17 protein-coding genes are annotated in these 18790 nt (G+C 36.4%); 12 read left to right on the top strand and 5 right to left on the bottom strand.

The annotated features are described in order from the left end of the window. Positions 1–9 precede the first annotated feature (9 nt). Positions 10–603, top strand: coding sequence for a biofilm matrix protein CalY (calY, locus tag AC0L0O_RS18490; RefSeq protein ID WP_000053731.1), 594 nt, complete (start codon positions 10–12; stop codon positions 601–603). A gap of 75 nt (positions 604–678) precedes the next feature. Here the strand turns inward: calY and AC0L0O_RS18485 are convergent, their stop codons facing one another. Then, entirely contained in the window at positions 679–1002 is a 324-nt protein-coding gene (locus AC0L0O_RS18485) for a helix-turn-helix domain-containing protein (RefSeq protein WP_000578878.1), read from the bottom strand. Between the two features lie 79 nt (positions 1003–1081). Next, positions 1082–1216: an anti-repressor SinI family protein gene (locus AC0L0O_RS18480; protein ID WP_000276214.1), complete on the bottom strand. Its 135-nt coding sequence runs from the start codon at positions 1214–1216 to the stop codon at positions 1082–1084. Between the two features lie 343 nt (positions 1217–1559). On the opposite strand from AC0L0O_RS18480, the gene inhA1 reads away from it, so the two are divergent. From inhA1 to AC0L0O_RS18425, 11 genes are all read left to right on the top strand, one after another. Beyond that, complete coding sequence (inhA1, locus tag AC0L0O_RS18475; protein WP_001035926.1) at positions 1560–3947, top strand: M6 family metalloprotease immune inhibitor InhA1; 2388 nt, start codon at positions 1560–1562, stop codon at positions 3945–3947. A gap of 171 nt (positions 3948–4118) precedes the next feature. Next, positions 4119–5486 (top strand): aldehyde dehydrogenase, encoded by a 1368-nt coding sequence (locus tag AC0L0O_RS18470; RefSeq protein ID WP_000116796.1) that lies wholly within the window; start codon positions 4119–4121, stop codon positions 5484–5486. A 238-nt stretch (positions 5487–5724) separates the two neighbouring features. Then, complete coding sequence (gene potA, locus AC0L0O_RS18465; RefSeq protein ID WP_000720319.1) at positions 5725–6708, top strand: spermidine/putrescine ABC transporter ATP-binding protein PotA; 984 nt, start codon at positions 5725–5727, stop codon at positions 6706–6708. Beyond that, on the top strand, positions 6705–7553 hold the full coding sequence (gene potB, locus AC0L0O_RS18460) for a spermidine/putrescine ABC transporter permease PotB (RefSeq protein ID WP_000715491.1): 849 nt from the start codon (positions 6705–6707) through the stop codon (positions 7551–7553). The genes potA and potB overlap by 4 nt, the downstream gene beginning before the upstream one ends. Before the next feature lie 6 nt (positions 7554–7559). Next, positions 7560–8360, top strand: a complete 801-nt coding sequence (potC, locus tag AC0L0O_RS18455) for a spermidine/putrescine ABC transporter permease PotC (protein WP_000714197.1) — start codon at positions 7560–7562, stop codon at positions 8358–8360. A gap of 38 nt (positions 8361–8398) precedes the next feature. After that, on the top strand, positions 8399–9448 hold the full coding sequence (gene potD / locus AC0L0O_RS18450; protein WP_000772500.1) for a spermidine/putrescine ABC transporter substrate-binding protein PotD: 1050 nt from the start codon (positions 8399–8401) through the stop codon (positions 9446–9448). A gap of 59 nt (positions 9449–9507) precedes the next feature. Then, a complete protein-coding gene (locus AC0L0O_RS18445) occupies positions 9508–10155 on the top strand; it encodes a phosphatase PAP2 family protein (protein WP_000727802.1) in 648 nt (215 codons plus the stop codon). A 110-nt stretch (positions 10156–10265) separates the two neighbouring features. Then, positions 10266–12458, top strand: coding sequence for an MMPL family transporter (locus tag AC0L0O_RS18440; protein WP_000856436.1), 2193 nt, complete (start codon positions 10266–10268; stop codon positions 12456–12458). Positions 12459–12558: 100 nt separating this feature from the next. Further along, complete coding sequence (locus tag AC0L0O_RS18435) at positions 12559–12975, top strand: hypothetical protein (protein WP_000490292.1); 417 nt, start codon at positions 12559–12561, stop codon at positions 12973–12975. A 98-nt stretch (positions 12976–13073) separates the two neighbouring features. Then, on the top strand, positions 13074–13997 hold the full coding sequence (locus tag AC0L0O_RS18430) for an RluA family pseudouridine synthase (protein WP_001984405.1): 924 nt from the start codon (positions 13074–13076) through the stop codon (positions 13995–13997). A 91-nt stretch (positions 13998–14088) separates the two neighbouring features. After that, positions 14089–14694 carry a DUF1648 domain-containing protein gene (locus AC0L0O_RS18425; protein WP_000598985.1) on the top strand — a complete coding sequence of 202 codons (606 nt, stop codon included), beginning with the start codon at positions 14089–14091 and terminating at the stop codon, positions 14692–14694. Positions 14695–14734: 40 nt separating this feature from the next. Here AC0L0O_RS18425 and AC0L0O_RS18420 read toward each other — a convergent pair whose 3' ends face one another. The 3 genes from AC0L0O_RS18420 to glcD form a co-directional block, all read right to left on the bottom strand. Next, on the bottom strand, positions 14735–15562 hold the full coding sequence (locus AC0L0O_RS18420) for a CAP domain-containing protein (protein WP_000747596.1): 828 nt from the start codon (positions 15560–15562) through the stop codon (positions 14735–14737). 464 nt (positions 15563–16026) lie between these two features. Further along, on the bottom strand, positions 16027–17355 hold the full coding sequence (locus AC0L0O_RS18415) for a (Fe-S)-binding protein (protein WP_000209631.1): 1329 nt from the start codon (positions 17353–17355) through the stop codon (positions 16027–16029). Further along, positions 17352–18764 carry a glycolate oxidase subunit GlcD gene (gene glcD / locus AC0L0O_RS18410; RefSeq protein ID WP_000890729.1) on the bottom strand — a complete coding sequence of 471 codons (1413 nt, stop codon included), beginning with the start codon at positions 18762–18764 and terminating at the stop codon, positions 17352–17354. Before glcD ends, AC0L0O_RS18415 begins: the two co-directional genes overlap by 4 nt. Positions 18765–18790 lie beyond the last annotated feature (26 nt).

Raw genomic sequence — 18790 nt, 5'->3', positions numbered from 1 at the left:
GAATTGATTGTGAGTCTGAAAAAGAAATTAGGTATGGGAGTTGCATCAGCAGCATTGGGGTTATCTTTAATTGGTGGAGGAACATTCGCATACTTTAGCGATAAAGAAGTATCGAACAATACATTTGCAGCTGGGACGTTAGATCTTACATTAGACCCTAAAACGCTTGTAGATATTAAAGATTTAAAACCAGGGGATTCTGTTAAGAAAGAGTTCTTATTAAAGAATAGCGGTTCATTAACAATTAAAGACGTTAAGCTAGCAACAAAGTATACTGTGAAAGATGCAAAAGGTGATAATGCTGGTGAAGACTTTGGTAAGCACGTTAAAGTGAAATTCCTTTGGAACTGGGATAAACAAAGTGAGCCTGTATATGAAACAACTTTAGCAGACTTACAAAAAACTGATCCAGATCTTTTAGCTCAAGACATTTTTGCTCCTGAGTGGGGGGAAAAGGGTGGATTAGAAGCTGGTACCGAGGATTATTTATGGGTACAATTTGAATTTGTAGATGATGGAAAAGACCAAAATATCTTCCAAGGTGATTCATTGAATTTAGAATGGACATTCAATGCTAACCAAGAAGCTGGAGAAGAAAAATAATAAAAAAAGCGGGTATCCCCCGCTTTTTTTTATAAAGAAAAAAGAAGTGCGGTTTGTAAGCACTTCTTTCTATTATTATTTTTGATTTTGCTTCCATTTTGTAAATTCAAGAAATTCACGAAATTGTTCTTTGGAGACACCAGAGTTCATTGCATCTTTGACGAGCTGTGTCCATTCGGAGTCTAGGTTAGCTTCCTTTGTTGTTTCATCATGAAGTAAAGTATCAACTGGAATTTGTAGAACTGCTGCGATCTTTTCAAGAAACTGAATGGAAGGGTTCTTTTGTAAATTTCGTTCTATAGAACTAATGTAAGATTTAGCAACGCCAGCTTTTTCGGCAAGTTCAGTTAATGAAATACCTTTTTGTAAACGAAGGCGTTTTATACGTTCTCCAATCATATTTGCGCACCTTTCTATCAATATGTAGTTGTCTTATGATGTCATTATTATAACATAAACTTCGTTAAAAAGAACAAACCTATTGAGCCTGGCTGGATGGCTTCATACGTTTGAAAAAATGTTCGATATCTTGCAAGGCGATCCCAGCGTCTAGAGCTTCAAGTATTAAATCAATCCATTCTTGATCCAATGCGTCAGTCTTATCTTTGTACAAATGTAATTCCTCCCTAATTATCAATCATAACTGCTGCTACAGAATACGTGATAATACAATCGGATTTTGTATTTTTATGTAGTGAATTATCAAATATTTTGTAGATAAAACAAAGATAAAATCCCCATTAAACTCCCTCTATGGCGATTATAAAGTTTCTGACAAATATTTTCAATATTTTCAGAAAACATTGTTGAATTGTGATATACTCGTATGCTAACTATGGAATTTTTACAAATATATTAAAAACATTACATAATATGACTAAATATTGAAAAAATATTGAATTTTTAATAAAATTCAATTTGTAATACATATTATTTATTAGGGGAGGAAATAAGGGATGAACAAGAAACCGTTCAAAGTTTTATCATCAATCGCTTTGACAGCTGTATTAGGCCTTTCATTCGGAGCGGGTGGCCAGTCTGTATATGCTGAAACGCCTGTGAATAAGACAGCTACGAGTCCAGTTGATGATCATTTAATTCCGGAAGAACGTTTAGCAGATGCGCTAAAAAAACGTGGGGTAATTGATTCGAAGGCTTCAGAGAAAGAAACAAAGAAAGCTGTCGAAAAATATGTAGAGAATAAAAAGGGTGAAAATCCTGGGAAAGAAGTAACAAATGGGGACCCACTTACGAAAGAAGCATCTGACTTTTTAAAGAAAGTGAAAGATGCGAAAGCAGATACGAAAGAAAAGTTAGATAAACCTGCAACAGGAACACCTGCAGCGACAGGACCAGTTAGAGGTGGTCTAAATGGTAAAGTACCAACATCTCCAGCGAAGCAAAAAGCGTACAATGGTGATGTACGTAAAGATAAAGTACTTGTTTTACTTGTAGAGTACGCTGACTTTAAACATAACAATATTGATAAAGAGCCTGGTTATATGTATTCGGAAGACTTTAACAAAGAACATTATGAAAAAATGTTATTCGGTGACGAGCCATTCACATTAGATGATGGAAGTAAAATCGAAACGTTTAAACAATATTACGAAGAGCAATCTGGTGGTAGTTATACAGTAGATGGAACAGTTACAAAATGGTTAACAGTTCCTGGTAAAGCTGCTGATTACGGTGCAGATGCTGCTACTGGTCATGATAATAAAGGACCAAAAGGACCACGTGATTTAGTAAAAGATGCATTAAAAGCTGCTGTAGATAGCGGTCTTGATTTATCAGAATTTGATCAATTTGACCAATATGATGTAAATGGTGATGGAAATAAAAATCAACCAGATGGTTTAATTGACCACTTAATGATTATTCATGCAGGAGTTGGACAAGAAGCTGGTGGTGGTAAATTAGGTGACGATGCAATTTGGTCACATCGCTGGACAGTTGGACCAAAACCATTCCCAATTGAAGGCACGCAAGCGAAAGTTCCATATTGGGGTGGAAAGATGGCAGCGTTTGACTACACAATTGAACCAGAAGATGGCGCGGTCGGTGTATTCGCACATGAATATGGTCATGATTTAGGTTTACCAGATGAGTATGATACACAATATAGCGGTCATGGTGAACCAGTTCAAGCTTGGTCTATTATGAGCGGCGGAAGCTGGGCAGGTAAAATCGCCGGAACGACGCCAACAAGTTTCTCACCACAAAATAAAGAGTTTTTCCAAAAAACAATTGGTGGTAACTGGGCAAATATCGTAGAAGTAGATTACGAGAAATTAAATAAAGGTATCGGTCTAGCAACATATTTAGACCAAAGTGTTACGAAAACGAACCGTCCAGGTATGATTCGTGTTAACTTACCGGATAAAGATATAAAAACAATTGATCCAGCATTCGGAAAACAGTATTACTACAGTACAAAAGGTGACGATCTTCATACGAAGTTGGAAACACCACTGTTCGATTTAACGAATGCAACGACTGCAAAATTTGATTTTAAATCATTATATGAAATTGAAGCAGAGTATGACTTCCTTGAAGTACACGCTGTAACAGAAGATGGTCAACAAACGTTAATCGAAAGACTTGGTGAGAAAGCAAATAATGGAAATGCAGATTCGACAAATGGAAAATGGATTGATAAATCATATGATTTAAGCCAATTCAAAGGTAAGAAAGTAAAATTAACATTTGATTACATTACTGATGGTGGTTTAGCATTAAACGGTTTCCTACTTGATAATGCTTCATTAACAGTAGATGGTAAAGTAGTATTCTCTGATGATGCAGAAGGGACACCACAATTCAAATTAGATGGTTTTGCTGTTTCTAACGGAACAGAGAAGAAGAGCCATAACTACTATGTTGAGTGGAGAAACTATGCTGGTTCTGATAACGCATTGAAATTTGCTCGCGGCCCAGAATATAACACTGGTATGGTTGTATGGTATGCAGATTCAGCTTACACAGATAACTGGGTTGGTGTACATCCAGGACACGGTTTCCTTGGTGTAGTCGATTCTCACCCAGAAGCAATTGTAGGAACTTTAAATGGTAAGCCGACAGTTGAAAGTAGTACACGATTCCAAATCGCTGATGCGGCGTTCTCATTCGATAAAACGCCAGCTTGGAAAGTTGTATCTCCAACGCGTGGAACGTATACGTATAATGGCTTAGCGGGTGTACCGAAGTTTGATGATTCGAAAACGTATATTAATCAACAGATTCCAGATGCAGGACGTATTTTACCAAATCTTGGCCTGAAGTTTGAAGTAGTAGGACAAGCTGATGATAATTCTGCAGGTGCTGTTCGCTTATATCGCTAATACAGTAAAACTACCGAAAGATTCTCTTTCGGTAGTTTTTTTGTGAGCAATGAATTTTATATAAAAGAAGAAATTATATATAATGTAACTTTACGAATGAAAATTAGTTCCATATAAAGTCTATATAAATAATGAAAGAATTGGATAAAAATAGTGGGGGAAGGTGAATGAATGAGCGTTTCTTCTATTGTAAATAAACAAAAGGCATATTTTTATAATGGCCATACGAGAAGTGTAGAAGTGAGAAAGAATAATTTGAAGAAGCTTTATGAAGGCATTCAGCGCTTTGAAGAAGAAATATTTCAGGCATTGAAATTAGATTTAAATAAGTCAGTTCACGAGTCATTTACAACGGAAGTGGGATATGTGTTAAAAGAAATTTCTTTTCAATTGAAGCATATTTCATCGTGGAGTAAACCGAAGCGTGTTCGAACAGCACTCACTCATTTTGGATCAAAGGGGAAAGTAGTGCCCGAACCGTACGGTGTGACACTTATTATTGCACCGTGGAACTATCCGTTTCAATTAGCAATTGCACCGCTTGTAGGAGCATTGGCAGCTGGAAATACAATTGTTTTAAAGCCATCAGAGCTAACGCCAAACGTTTCTAAAGTGATTACGAGAATGTTAGCGGAATTATTCCAAGAAGAGCTTGTAGCGGTAGTAGAAGGTGGCGTTGAAGAGAGTACCGCTTTGCTGAAGGAACCATTTGATTATATCTTTTTTACAGGTAGTGTGGGTGTTGGGAAGGTTGTCATGGAAGCAGCTGCGAAACAGCTGACGCCACTTACGTTAGAACTTGGCGGAAAGAGCCCATGTATTGTACATAAAGATGCAAAAGTAGATGTAACAGCGAGACGAATTGTGTGGGGCAAGTTTTTAAATGCAGGGCAAACGTGTGTAGCACCGGATTATCTGTATGTGCATGCTTCTGTGAAAGAGCAGTTAATCGAGGCATTACAACACGAAATTGCGGAGCAGTATGGGAACGAACCTTTGCAAAATGACAATTACGTACGCATTGTAAGTGAGCGGCATTTTGAACGATTATGCCGGTTTTTACAAGATGGTCAAGTCGCAATCGGCGGTAACTATAAGCGAGATACATTGCATATTGAACCGACAGTAGTAACGAATATTACATGGCAAGATGCTGTTATGGAAGATGAAATTTTTGGTCCGATTTTACCAATTATAGAGTACGAAAACATAGAAGATGTAATTGGCACAATCCAGCAACATCCGAAACCGTTAGCGTTATATGTATTCTCTGAAGATAAAGAAGTGCAAAAGAAAGTAACGAGTAATATTTCGTATGGCGGGGGCTGTATTAATGATGTTGTCTATCATCTTGCAACGCCATATTTACCTTTTGGAGGCGTCGGAAGTAGTGGATTAGGGAGTTACCATGGGGAAGAAAGTTTTCGGACTTTTTCACATTATAAAAGCATTTTAGCCCAATCTACGGCATTCGATATGAAAATTCGTTACTCTTCTACAAAAAGTGCTTTAAAATTCATACGAAAGTTGTTAAAATGATGATGGTGTTTATCAGTAGGCGTAGCCGTATGATAATAGCCCCTTCGCAATGGAAGGGGTTTTTCTGTTCGACATTATGTATCAGGCGAAAATGAATCAAACATACTACATAAAGAATAGAAGTGAACGTTTGCTAAATAACCATTTTTGTTTGGATCGAAACAAAAAATAGTCTATAGAACATAAATATTTATTCATGAATATAAAAATTAAAATTTAAGGTAGATTGGACGGGAAAATGAAAAAGATTATTAAAGTTGAAGCAGTAGAAAAACATTTTGGAAATCAAGTGATTATCCCACCGCTTTCTTTAGATATTAAAGAAGGGGAATTTTTAACGATTTTAGGGCCGAGTGGTTGCGGGAAAACGACGTTACTTCGTATGATCGCAGGATTTGAAACGCCAACTAAAGGGAATCTTTTATTAGATGATGAAAAGATTAACGATTTGCCACCATATAAGCGTCATATGAACCTAGTGTTCCAGCATTATGCGCTATTCCCACATATGAATGTGGAGAAAAATATTTGTTTCGGTATGAAAATGCAGAAAGTACCGGCAGCAGAGCAGAAAGAGCGTGCTGAAGAGGCAATGCGTTTAACGCAGTTACTTGAGTTCCGTAATCGTAAACCTGCGAAGCTTTCTGGTGGACAGCAGCAGCGTGTAGCAATTGCGAGAGCGATTGTAAATAACCCGCGTGTATTATTACTAGATGAGCCACTTGGGGCGTTAGACTTTAAGTTAAGAAAAGACTTGCAACGTGAATTGAAAAACTTACAACGTAATTTAGGAATTACGTTCATATACGTAACGCACGATCAAGAAGAAGCGATGAGCATGAGTGATCGTATCGTTGTTATGAATAAAGGCCATATTGAACAAATCGGAACACCGAAAGAAATTTATAATAAGCCGAAAACGTTATTCGTTGCGACATTTATCGGTGAAAATAATATTGTGAAAAACGGGGAAGGCTATGTAGCAATTCGCCCTGAAAATGTAAAAGTGCGTTCGGTTGAAGAGCCGATTTTAAAAGAATATCACCTTGGACATATTGAAGACATTGAGTTTGTTGGAAATATGGAAAAGCTTTATGTACGTGATGAGAAAACATCAGAATTACTAATGGCATATCAAACTGCTGAAGAAGCAGCGCAGTGGAGCATTGGAGATAATGTATACGTAGGCTGGGAGCAAGAGGACGAGGTGACCTTAAATTGAAAAAAGGGAAATTACTCGCACTACCTACAGTCGCATGGCTGTTAATCTTCTTCCTAATTCCCCTTCTGTTTGTATTGGCATTTGCCTTCATGCAGCGTGGGGCGTATGGAACAGTGGAAATGCAATTTACATTAGAAAACATAGCACGAGTATTTGACCCATTATATATGGGGACGTTATGGGAAACAGTGAAAATTGCGGTTATTACTACAGTAATATGTTTACTGATCGGTTATCCATTTGCATATACAATTACAATTGTTGATCGCAAATATCGTTCCATTCTTTTATTATTGGCAACGATCCCGTTTTGGATTAACTTCCTTGTTCGTTCATACGCATGGATTGTTATTTTACGTTCACAAGGTCTTGTGAACACGTTTTTATTAAAGCTCGGTATTATTAGTGAACCTCTAAATTTACTATATAATACACCTTCTGTAATACTCGGAATGGTATATTCTTTATTACCATTTATGATTTTACCAGTGTATGCAGCGATTGAGCAGCTTGATAAGCGTAAGCTAGAAGCAGCTTATGATTTAGGGGCAACACCAGTAAAGGCATTTTGGAATGTTACAGTACCAATGACGATGTCAGGGATTGCTACTGGTTCTATTTTAGTGTTTGTTTCTTCTATTGGAATGTTTGTTGTATCAGACGTTATGGGTGGATCGAAAGTAGCATTAATCGGAAACGTAATTCAAAATCAATTCTTAGGAGCGCGTGATTGGCCGTTTGGATCTGCGTTATCTATGATTGTTGTTCTATTCTCTGTTCTGTTAATTTACTTATATTATCGTGCAACGAAAGTATATAAATATGATGGGAACGGAGGGGAATAGGCAAAGATGAAGAAGTTTTTAGTTTCTTATTCTTGGTTAATTTTATTGTTCTTGTATTTTCCAATGATGGTTTTAATGGTGTATTCCTTCAATGATTCTCGCATTAATGCGGAATGGGAAGGATTCACATTCCATTGGTATACAGATTTATTTCAAAAACAAGATGTTATTGATGCGTTTGTAAATAGTATGACGATTGCGATTGTAACGACGATTGTAACGACAGTTCTTGGTGTGATTTTCGCGATTGCATTACATCGTTATAAATATCGTTATGAAGGGGCGATTAACGGTCTTGTATATTTACCGATTTTAATTCCTGATATTTTAATGGGATTATCTTTACTTATCTTATTTAGTCAATTAGGTATGGAACTTGGTAAAATAACAATTATTATTGCGCACATTACATTTAGTATTTCATTTGTTGTCGTTATTTTAGCAGCACGTCTATCTGGTATGGGACGTGATTTAGAAGAGGCTGCGAATGATTTAGGAGCAACGCCGTGGCAAACGTTTCGTTATGTAACGTTCCCAGCAATTGCACCAGGAGTTATTTCAGCTGCATTATTAACATTCACATTATCAATTGATGATTTTGTAATTAGTTTCTTCGTATCAGGACCAGGATCAACAACATTGCCATTATACATTTACAGTATGGTTAAGCGCGGAGTATCACCAGAAATTAATGCACTTTCTACAATTTTAATTGTGGCTATCGTAGGATTAATGGTTCTATCTGAAATCTTCCGTAACAAAGGTGCAGATGGTGAAGAAAACTCTGGAGGACACCTTCCTTTATAATACGAACGATATAGAAAGTACGAGGGGGTAATAAACCGATGAAATTAATGAAGAGATTAGCTGGCGCAGCAATTAGCTTTAGCCTTGTTGCTGGTGTACTTGCTGGTTGTGGTGAAAAGAAAGAAGAGTTAAACATTTATAGCTGGGCCGACAATTTTGATGAGCAGGTGCTAAGAGATTTTGAAAAGAAATATAACGTGAAAATTAACTATGATAAGTATGCAAGTAATGAAGAAATGCTTGCGAAATTACAAGCTGGTGGCGCGAAGTATGATTTAATTCAGCCGTCTGATTACATGGTTAAAACAATGGCAAAAATGGATTTATTAGCGCCGTTAGATAAAAAGAATATCCCAAATATCGAAAACATGGTTTCTAATTTCAAAACACCTGCGTTTGATCCAGAGAATAAATATTCTTTAGTATACACTTGGGGTGTAACTGGGATTGCATACAATAAAAAGTATGTGAAAGAAGCACCTACAAGTTGGACTGACTTATGGAATGAGAAATATAAAGGGCATGTAACTTTATTAAATGATTCTCGTGAAGTATTAGGTATGGGTCTTAAGAAAAACGGCTTCTCAAACAGTACGAAAGACGATGCACAGTTAAAGACAGCAGCAACTGATTTACAGAAGCTACTTCCAAACTTATTAGCATTTGATACAGATAATATTAAACAAAAGTTCATTACAGAAGATGCTTGGATCGGAACAGTTTGGTCTGGAGATGCAGCATTTATCGCAAAAGATAATAAAGATGTAGAGTACGTTGTACCAAAAGAAGGCGGCACAATTTGGGCTGATACGTTAGCAATTCCAAAAGGTGCAAAAAATAAAGAGCTTGCAGAGAAGTTTATGAACTACTTATTAGATGAAAAAGTAAGTGTGAAAAACTACGAGTCAATTGGATACAGTAATCCAAATGAAAAAGCGCATCCTCTTCATAGTAAAGAATATCGTGAAAACCATATGATTTTCTTAACGAAAGAAGAATTAGATCGTACAGAATGGCTTGTTGATGTAGATGATAAGTTAAAAGATTATGATCGTTACTGGACAGAGTTAAAAACAAAAGGTAAATAAGTAAGGAAATGCGGTTTCTAAAGTAGAAATCGCATTTTTTCATAGTAGGAGGAAATCGTTTGAAGAAGAAGTTGCATCAATATGAGGTAATGTGTATCGGTTTATTACTTGCTGTATTTGGCATTGTTGCTTGGCGAGTACATGCTGGTGGCGTTACAGTGATGGATACATATATCAGAGGATTAGTAAAAGGATTACAAACAGAAGGTTCGCTTGCATTTTTCTCACACTATACAAAATTAGGGTCTGCCATTGGGATTGTAACGGTGCTCGTTATAAGTTTACTTGTTTTTTGGAAAAAAAGTTATTATGCTGCGATGATCGTGTATCCAATGGGTATTTTAACAACACATCTTGTGAATAAAGGGATAAAAGAAATTGTGAAAAGGGATCGTCCGTCGTTAAATGAAGCATTTGATGCGCTCGGCTATAGTTTTCCTAGTGGGCATGCAATGTTATCTATTATGACATTCGGGTTTCTTGCTTATATCATTGCAGCAAATTTGAAGAGTGTGACCGGAAAATATGTGATAACGCTTTTCATGGGGATAGTAATCGTATCGATTGGATTAAGTAGAGTCATTTTAAATGTACATTATCCAACTGATATTTTAGCAGGCTACTGCGTAGGTGGTATTCTATTAATTATCGTAATTTATTGCCATCGTTTACTTACTGAGAAGCTTGGTCTTCATAAAGAGAGATAGAAAAACGTCTAGAAAAACTATTATTATAGTTTTTCTAGACGTTTTTTGTTTGCAGGAAGATGTGATACAGTATAAGTGATAATTGAATGATGTAAAGTAGGTGAAAATGTGTGAAGACAAATGTACATAAAGTTGATAAATGGGGGAAGTTAGGAGCTTTTTTGTATCAGTTTCGTTATACAGTAATTGTAGCATTACTATTGGTTGCGATAGCGCTCGGTATTTTCGCTCCAAAGCTACCGGGAGTATTAGGTGGTGATGGCTTTCAAACGGAAGGGGACTATCAAAAAACGAAAGAAATTTTAGATAAAGATTTTAAGAGGTCTCAAGATACACTTCTACTCGTTTTTGAAAAAAATAAAGGTGTTTCACACGAGGAATTTCAGAAGCAAGTGGAGACAATTGTAAAAAATGTACAAGAGAAAGAGACATATGAATCTTTCCATCACCCAGTGCAAAATAAAGAAATGTTACAAGATGATATCGGCTATGCGACAATTTTATTTTCCGGGAAAACAAATAAGGAACGAATGGAAAAGACATTACAATTTGCTGATAAAATCGAAAAGGAAAGTAATGCAACATTAAAAGTAACGCCTACAGGATTTCCGAAAATTAACAAAGAGATTAATGAAAGAACGCAAAATGATTTAAAAGTAGCAGAGATGATTGGCTTACCGATTGCATTCCTCGTATTACTATTTTCATTTGGTAGCCTTTTGGCATCAATTTTACCAATTGTAAATGGGGCACTTAGTGTTATTAGTACGATGGGCATATTATATTTTATAGGTAGCGATAAGGAGCTATCTATCTTTGTGTTAAATGTTGCACCGATGATCGGACTTGCGCTATCTATTGATTTTGCGCTATTATTTGTAAATCGCTTTCGAGAGGAAGTTGCAAAGCGAACGGTAAAAGAAGCGATAGCAATTACATATCAGACAGCAGGGCGGGCAATCGTATTTTCAGGATTATGTGTATTCGTTGGCTTATCCGGTTTGTTTTTCTTTAAGATTGATTATATTCAGTCTGTCGCAATTAGCGGAATGATTGTTGTGATTATGAGTATTGTATTCTCGCTCACACTTCTTCCAGCGCTATTATCGTTAATCGGTAAACGAATATTAAAAAAGAATCAAGTAGCACATACGCCGGCAAAGGCGTGGCGTACATTTGCACAATTTGTCATGAAACATCCAATCGCGATGATTATTGTTGTTACAACATTTATTGTGATTTGCTTATTGCCATTACGTACAGCCAATTTGCAGTTCCCTGACGTGGAAGCTCTACCTAAACAAAGTGATACAAGAATTGCATATGAGAAGTACGAAGAGGCATTTAATGAAACTGCAAAAACACATGCTGATGTTACGTTAGTCGTAGAGACGAAAAAAGATATGAAAGAAACAGAAAGTTTACAAAGGGTAGAAGAAGTCGTTCAAAAGTTAAAAGATGATAAGAAAGTATATGAAGTAAGAAGTTTATACGACAGTTTAAATGGAATGAAATCAGAGCAAGTGGCGGGGATGTTACAGTCGCCAGAAGCTGCTAAAATAGCTCCGGTATTTGAATCGTATACGAAAGGAAATAAGACAACAATCGAAGTCTTTTTAGATACAAAACCACGTACAGAAATTGCGAAACAGTGGGTGCGTGATTTTAAACAAAATTATAAAGAAACGAACGTTACGTATTATCTAGGCGGCATGACGACGTTCCAACAAGAGTTGGAAGATGAAATTAAAGATAAAGTTGCAATTGGTATGTCTGTTATATTTGGATCGACCTTCGTTATATTATTATTTGCATTCCGATCTATACTCATTCCGATTAAGGCGATTATTATGAATGTACTTAGTTTAAGCGCAACAATTGGAATTGTTGTTTGGTTATTTGAAGGTGGTCATTTTGGTTTAGAAGCGAGTCCTGTTTTATTTGTCTTACCAATCTTCATTTTCGGCCTCGTATTTGGGCTTAGCATGGATTATGAAGTCTTTCTTATTTCGCGTATTCATGAACTGTATGAAGAAACAGGAGATAATGATCAAGCGACGTTAGAAGGACTTGTGTCAACAAGTAGAATTATTACGTCTGCCGCTTTAATTATGATTGTTGTAACTGGTGCGTTTGCTTTTACTGATATTTTACCAGTACGACAAATGGGGCTTGGCGTTGCATTAGCGATATTCCTTGATGCAACAATTATTCGTCTTATGCTCGTACCAAGTTTAATGAAATTGTTTGGAGACTGGAACTGGTGGTTACCATTTCGAAAGAAAAGAGAAAAATCATCATAAAAAATACTCATCTATAAGATGAGTATTTTTTATGAATAGCAAGACCTACATTTTGCAAATAGTATGTGATAAGAACATTACATATAAGTAGGTGAAGGCAATGTTTCGTTATTTTAAATTTAAGCTAAATGATACAGTACAGTTTGCAGAAAACGATGGGCATATGTATCGCATTGTCGGTTATCGGTTAGAAAAAGGATTTTATCCAAAAGATGAATGGACTCATATTATTTATGAATTGCTTAGAGATTTTGATGGGTATACGATGGATGCGGAAGAAGAGGAACTTGTAAAGGTCATTCAAGTAGAGGATGAGTATTACAAAATACAAGAAGTATCGGGCTATCGTTATCCGGTAAAAATGAAGCAAAAACAACAAGTGATGAAATTAGAAAAGATGGATGACTTATTAGATACGTATAATGATTATAAGAGGTTGGCGGATTTCTTTAAAGATTTATCATATGAACAAAAAGCGGAAGAAGTGTTGCAGGAAATGAGAAGGCGTAGAGCGTGAGGGGCAGTCTATTATAAGACTGTCCTCTATTTTTGGCGGTGCATCAAAGTGTATTTTCCGTTACAATGAGAGAATCAATAGAAATAAGGTGATACAGTATGGAAACGAAGAAGAAGGGCGAATGGTGCGAAATGACTGTGCCAGCGAAATGGAATGGTATAAGCATTGAGTCGTTATTAAAAATAGAATGGGAAATACCGAAAAAATTGTTACATCAGCTTCGTATGGAAAAGGGTGTTACTGTTAACGGAGAACAGAGAAGATGGAATGAGCTTTTAAAAGAAGGCGATAAGTTACAAGTTCGTATGTTTATGGAGGAAGAATACGATGTAGAGCCTGAATATGGTGAATTAGATGTAGTATATGAAGACGATCATGTACTCATTGTAAATAAGCCTGAGAAGATGGATACGCATCCTGCTGAAAAAGGCGGGATGGGAACACTTGCAAATCTTGTTGCCTTTCATTATCAAATGAAAGGTTTAGAGACGAAGGTTCGACATATTCATCGGTTAGATAAAGATACGACAGGTGGTGTCGTATTTGCTAAGCATAGAATCGCTGGTGCAATTATGGATCGTTTATTAATGGAACGAAAAATTAAAAGAACATATGCGGCTCTTGTAGAAGGCAAAGTGAAAAAAAAGCAAGGAACAATTGACGCGGCTATCGGAAGAGATCGCCATCATGCGACGAGACGACGTGTTTCTCCAAAGGGAGATCAAGCAATCACATATTATAAAGTAGAGGAGTATTTTAAAAAACAAAATGTTACGCTTGTAACGTTACAATTGGAAACTGGTAGAACCCATCAAATTCGTGTTCATATGAGCTATAATGGTAATCCGTTAGTTGGGGATGTATTATATGGTGGACAAACGAAATATATGTCTAGGCAAGCGTTACATGCGATGAAGATAAATTTTTTACATCCAATTACAAAAGAAGAGATTGAAGTTGATGTGCCATTTCCTACAAAATTAAATGATACAATGAAAGAATTTCAAAGAGTGAATGCGTAAAGTGTAAGTTTAAAGTTGAGAAAAGTAGATTTTTGCAGGAATTTCTCTAAAAGCAGCGAAGCCGTTAAGAGAAAAGAGGGGTGAGAATCACTTGATCAAATATAAATATATACTAGGAATATTTTTCGCTTGTCTTTTAATTACTCTATGCCTCTATCCATATTTACCGAATCAGATGGCTGTACATTGGAACGAAAATGGTGAGCCGAATGAGTTTATGAGTAAACAAGTTGTTGTAGCATTTATTCCTTGTCTTATTATTTTCTTACATGGATTGATGTATATTATTTCACATAATATATATAAGTTTAATGAAGACGAGCATGTCATTATAAGTGGATTTCTAAAGACGATTACTTTATTTATGTTATTTATCCATATGCTCATTCTCTTTATTAATTTTGGAAGCATGATATCCTTTCAAACAGGACTAACAATTGGGATTAGTATGTTTCTTTTTATGCTTAGTAAGGCGTTTAAAAAAGTGCAGAGTACGGAAAAAGATCCAATCAAATTAAAAAAGATCTGTTTAGTAAGTAGGCGGATTTTTCAAGTGATGGCATGCAGTATATTGTTTTCATTGTTTTTGAACTTGAAATGGGGATTTTATGTATTACTTAGCGTAATAAGTGGTGGTTCTATTTTGTTTATGTTCTACGCTCTATACTCATACATAATAGAAAGTTATGAAACATAAAAAAGAGTCTTCTCATAATGAGAAGACTCTTTTAATCTATTTACTTCGTAATAAATTGTTGTGTCCAGTAGTTACCGCTTTCTACATAGCCAACACCGATGTGAGTGAAGCCATTATTTAAGATGTTTGCACGGTGTCCAGCACTGTTCATCCAAGCTTGTACTACTTCTTCAGGTGTACGTTGGCCTTGAGCGATGTTTTCACCTGCAGATGTATAAGAAATACCAAATTTCTTCATCATGTCAAACGGAGACCCGTATGTAGGGCTGTTATGATCAAAGTAGTTATTTTTTTGCATATCTTCAGATTTAATGCGTGCTACTTTGCTTAATTCAGTGTCGATTTTTAAAGCTGGTAAACCTTGTTTTGCACGCTCAGCGTTTGTTAATTCAACAACACGTTGTTCGAACTCGCTTAAAGATTTTGCTTCTTCAGCAGGTTTTTGCTCAGCTGGTTTTTGTTCAGCAGGTTTTTGAGTATTATTGTTTTCAGCAGGCTTTTGAGCTTCTGGTTTTTGAACTTCTTCAGCAGGCTTTTGCTCGGCAGGTTTTTGCTCAACAGGCTTTTGAGTTTCTGGCTTAGCTGTTGGTTGCTCAGTTACAACATTTTCAGTAGGTTGTTGACCAGGAATGAAGCAGTTTGGTTGGAAGTTTCCTTGTTGCCATTGTGCTAATGATTCAACTCCCATAGATTGTAAGAATGCTTGTAATTCTTGTTGGCTCATTTGCTTCATCATCACTTTTGAATGCTGAATATTTTGAACCTTTACGTTAGATGGTTGTACTGTTGCAGCTTGTGCATCTAAAGAAGATACTCCTAAAGTAAGAGCCGTTGCAGCAGCTACAGATAATAAAACACGCTTTTTCATGATGTGTGTCCCCCTATATAAAGTTTTAATTTGTTTTCACACGATTTGTTTTTGACAGCCTGTCTGACTGACAAATTCATCGTAGCATACAATTTGCGAGAAAAAAGATGGAAAAATATTCATAGACTTTAAAATTACCTAATTTATCCTAAGTGAAGAAAAGGAAAGAAATAAGAGAAACGTAGAGTATAAAAGGAATTTTTAGCATTTTTATACCTCATTTTAAGAGGGGATTTTGGATAAATTTACCTAAACAGAAAATGAAGAATCCTATTGTATCAATGGTTTGAGCGTTTTTTTGAGGAATATACTGGATTGATTTTTACAAAACTGTAATGTTTCTGTTGTTCTTTTTTATAATAAAGTAACATATTTTTAATGTTGTAGCGGACAAAAAAGCGGCTATCTCTTTACATAGACGAAGGAGATAGCCGTTTTCCTATTATTACGTATGTTACGAGTTATTACGAGTTGGTTTCAATCGCTTCTAATAATAAATCAACAATGTGAATTCCTCTCATTTTATGAGAAAGACCCTCTCGTTCAATGCCTAATTTCATTTGTAATAAACAACCTGGATTCGCAGTAACAATGGTTGTTGCGTCTGTTTCATGCACACGGTCCATTTTGTAATCTAGAAATTCCATTGATAGTTCTGAATGAACAATGTTATAAATACCAGCAGAACCACAGCAGCGATCAGCGTCTTTCATTTCACGGTATGTTGCCCCTTGAATTGCTTCTAGTAACATACGAGGTTCTGAAGATGTTCGCATGACATTGCGTAAATGACAAGAGTCTTGATACGTAATAATTTGCGGCGTGAGTCGTAAGTCATTACGTTTATGGAAATCTAGTTCTACTAGAATAGCAGTAATATCTTTAATTTTGGAAACAAACTGTTTTGCACGTCCAGCCCACTGTGGGTCATCTTTTAAAAGATAATCGTAGTCTACGAGGTAAGCTCCGCAACCACCAGCATTCGTAATAATATAGTCAATGTTTAAATCTTCGAATGCTTTTATATTGCGTTTCGCTAATTCTTTTGCTCCACTTTTCTCACCAGCATGCCCATGTAATGCCCCGCAGCAACTTTGCGTTTTCGGAATAACGATATCACAACCAGCTAACTGAAGTAGTTTCATCGTTGCGTTATTTGTTTCTAAAAACATCGTATCCATTAAACAACCTGTGAAGAATGCAACTTGTTTCTTCTTTGTACTTTCAGCAGGTAAAAATGTAGGACGATCTTTCATTGCTTTCATTTTAGGGACTTTTGGTAAAACGAGATCCATCGTTGCAAGTGTTTCAGGGAATAACTTCATAATTCCCGTTTTATGTGTTATCGTTTGTAAACCAGAACGCTGATAAAACCCAATTAATCCGGTTAATGTTCTCATTCGATTTTGATGCGGGAATAGCCCTTCAAAAACGACTTTACGAACGGCTCTCACTGGCATCGAGAACTTTTTATTTTGATTTATAATATCACGAGCTTCTTCTAATAAATGGCCATAATTCACACCAGATGGACAAACAGGTTCACAAGCGCGGCAGCCAAGGCAAACGTTTAATGTGTTTTCAACATCTTCATCTGGCTCAATTAAACCATCAACGACCGCTTTCATTAATGCAATACGTCCGCGCGGGGAATGTGATTCTTTATATCCAGATTGAATGTAAGTAGGGCAAGTTGGTAAACAGAAACCGCATCGCATACAGTTTAGTAGTTCATCTTCACTTAATCGTTCTTTAAATTCTTTTTGAATGTTTTCTTTATTTAATGTTGTCATCGCTCAACCACCACTCTTTTACGAGTGTCCTTCGCGAACATCTTTCCTGGATTCATAATGTTATTTGGATCGAAGGCGTGTTTAATTCCTTGCATAGCGGTAATACCTTCTTTACCTAACTTCATTTCTAAATACGGAGCTTTCATCGCACCAACACCATGTTCACCAGTGATTGTGCCACCAAGTTCGATTGCTTTCGCAAATATTTCAGCAAAAGCTTGTTCAGCTCGGTGCATTTCTTCTTCGTTGCGAGCATCTGTCATACAAGTTGGGTGTAGGTTGCCATCGCCAGCATGCCCAAACGTACAAATAGGAATATTATATTTTTTGGCAATGGCATTAATAGCTTCAACCATCGGAGCAATCTGTGAGCGTGGTACCGTTGCATCTTCTAATATTGTAGTAGGCTTTAATCTTGCCAGTGCTGACAGTGCACTACGGCGAGCTGTTCGAAGCGCATCTGCTTCCGCTTCATCTTTTGCGACGCGAACATCAACTGCATTCATGGAACGACAAACGTTAGCCATCTTTTCAATATCTCGATTAACAACTTCAGGCGGACCGTCTTGTTCAATTAATAAAATTGCTTTTACATCAGTTGGTAAACCGATTTGTGCGAACTCTTCTACTACTTCAATTGTCGGTTGGTCTAAAAACTCAAGTGTCGCTGGAATGATTTTATTTGCAATAATAGAAGAAACAGCACGTGCAGCTTCGTTAATATCTTCATATAGTGCAAGCATCGTTTTCTTCGTTTCAGGCATAGGGACAAGTTTTAATATTGCTTCTGTTACGACGCCAAGAGTCCCTTCAGAACCGATAAATAAACGAGTTAAATCGTAACCAGCTACATCTTTTGCTAATTTACCACCAGTACGAATAATATCACCATTTGGTAAGACAAGTTCAAGCCCCATCACATAATCACGTGTTACGCCATATTTTAATCCACGTAATCCACCTGAGTTTTCATTAATGTTACCGCCAATTGTAGAAATTTTCATTGAGCTTGGATCTGGTGGATAAAATAAACCTTTTTCTTCCACCGCTTTAATAATATCAAGCGTAATAACACCAGCTTGTACAGTAATTGTTAAATTTTCTTCATCAATTTCTAAAATGTTATTCATATGGCGGAAGATAAGGACGATACCACCTTCAAGTGGACATGTTCCTGCGCAAAGGTTCGTCCCGGAACCACGAACATATACAGGGATTTTGTGAGTGTTACATACTTTTAATACTTCAGCTATTTCATTTGTATTACGAGGAGCAATGACTGCATCAGGCATTGCTTGGAAGTTTGGAGTGGCATCATAACTATACGTTAAACGCCCCATATTGGATGTATCTACATTATCTTCGCCAACAATGGATACGAATGAATCAATAATTTGTTTTTCTAACATTGGAAATCCCCCTCAAACTGTTAACG

The sequence above is a fragment of the Bacillus sp. GS3m_15504 genome (genome assembly GCF_055825275.1).
This window is presented reverse-complemented; position numbering and strand designations above follow the sequence as displayed.

Excerpts from the sequence above, each read along its gene's own strand:
- glcD (WP_000890729.1), bottom strand. The coding sequence starts at position 18,764 with ATGTTAGAAAAACAAATTATTGATTCATTCGTATCCATTGTTGGCGAA.
- AC0L0O_RS18435 (WP_000490292.1), top strand. The coding sequence starts at position 12,559 with ATGTTTCGTTATTTTAAATTTAAGCTAAATGATACAGTACAGTTTGCA.
- potA (WP_000720319.1), top strand. The coding sequence starts at position 5,725 with ATGAAAAAGATTATTAAAGTTGAAGCAGTAGAAAAACATTTTGGAAAT.
- AC0L0O_RS18430 (WP_001984405.1), top strand. The coding sequence starts at position 13,074 with ATGGAAACGAAGAAGAAGGGCGAATGGTGCGAAATGACTGTGCCAGCG.
- AC0L0O_RS18415 (WP_000209631.1), bottom strand. The coding sequence starts at position 17,355 with ATGACAACATTAAATAAAGAAAACATTCAAAAAGAATTTAAAGAACGA.
- AC0L0O_RS18470 (WP_000116796.1), top strand. The coding sequence starts at position 4,119 with ATGAGCGTTTCTTCTATTGTAAATAAACAAAAGGCATATTTTTATAAT.
- potD (WP_000772500.1), top strand. The coding sequence starts at position 8,399 with ATGAAATTAATGAAGAGATTAGCTGGCGCAGCAATTAGCTTTAGCCTT.
- AC0L0O_RS18420 (WP_000747596.1), bottom strand. The coding sequence starts at position 15,562 with ATGAAAAAGCGTGTTTTATTATCTGTAGCTGCTGCAACGGCTCTTACT.
- inhA1 (WP_001035926.1), top strand. The coding sequence starts at position 1,560 with ATGAACAAGAAACCGTTCAAAGTTTTATCATCAATCGCTTTGACAGCT.
- AC0L0O_RS18485 (WP_000578878.1), bottom strand. The coding sequence starts at position 1,002 with ATGATTGGAGAACGTATAAAACGCCTTCGTTTACAAAAAGGTATTTCA.
- potC (WP_000714197.1), top strand. The coding sequence starts at position 7,560 with ATGAAGAAGTTTTTAGTTTCTTATTCTTGGTTAATTTTATTGTTCTTG.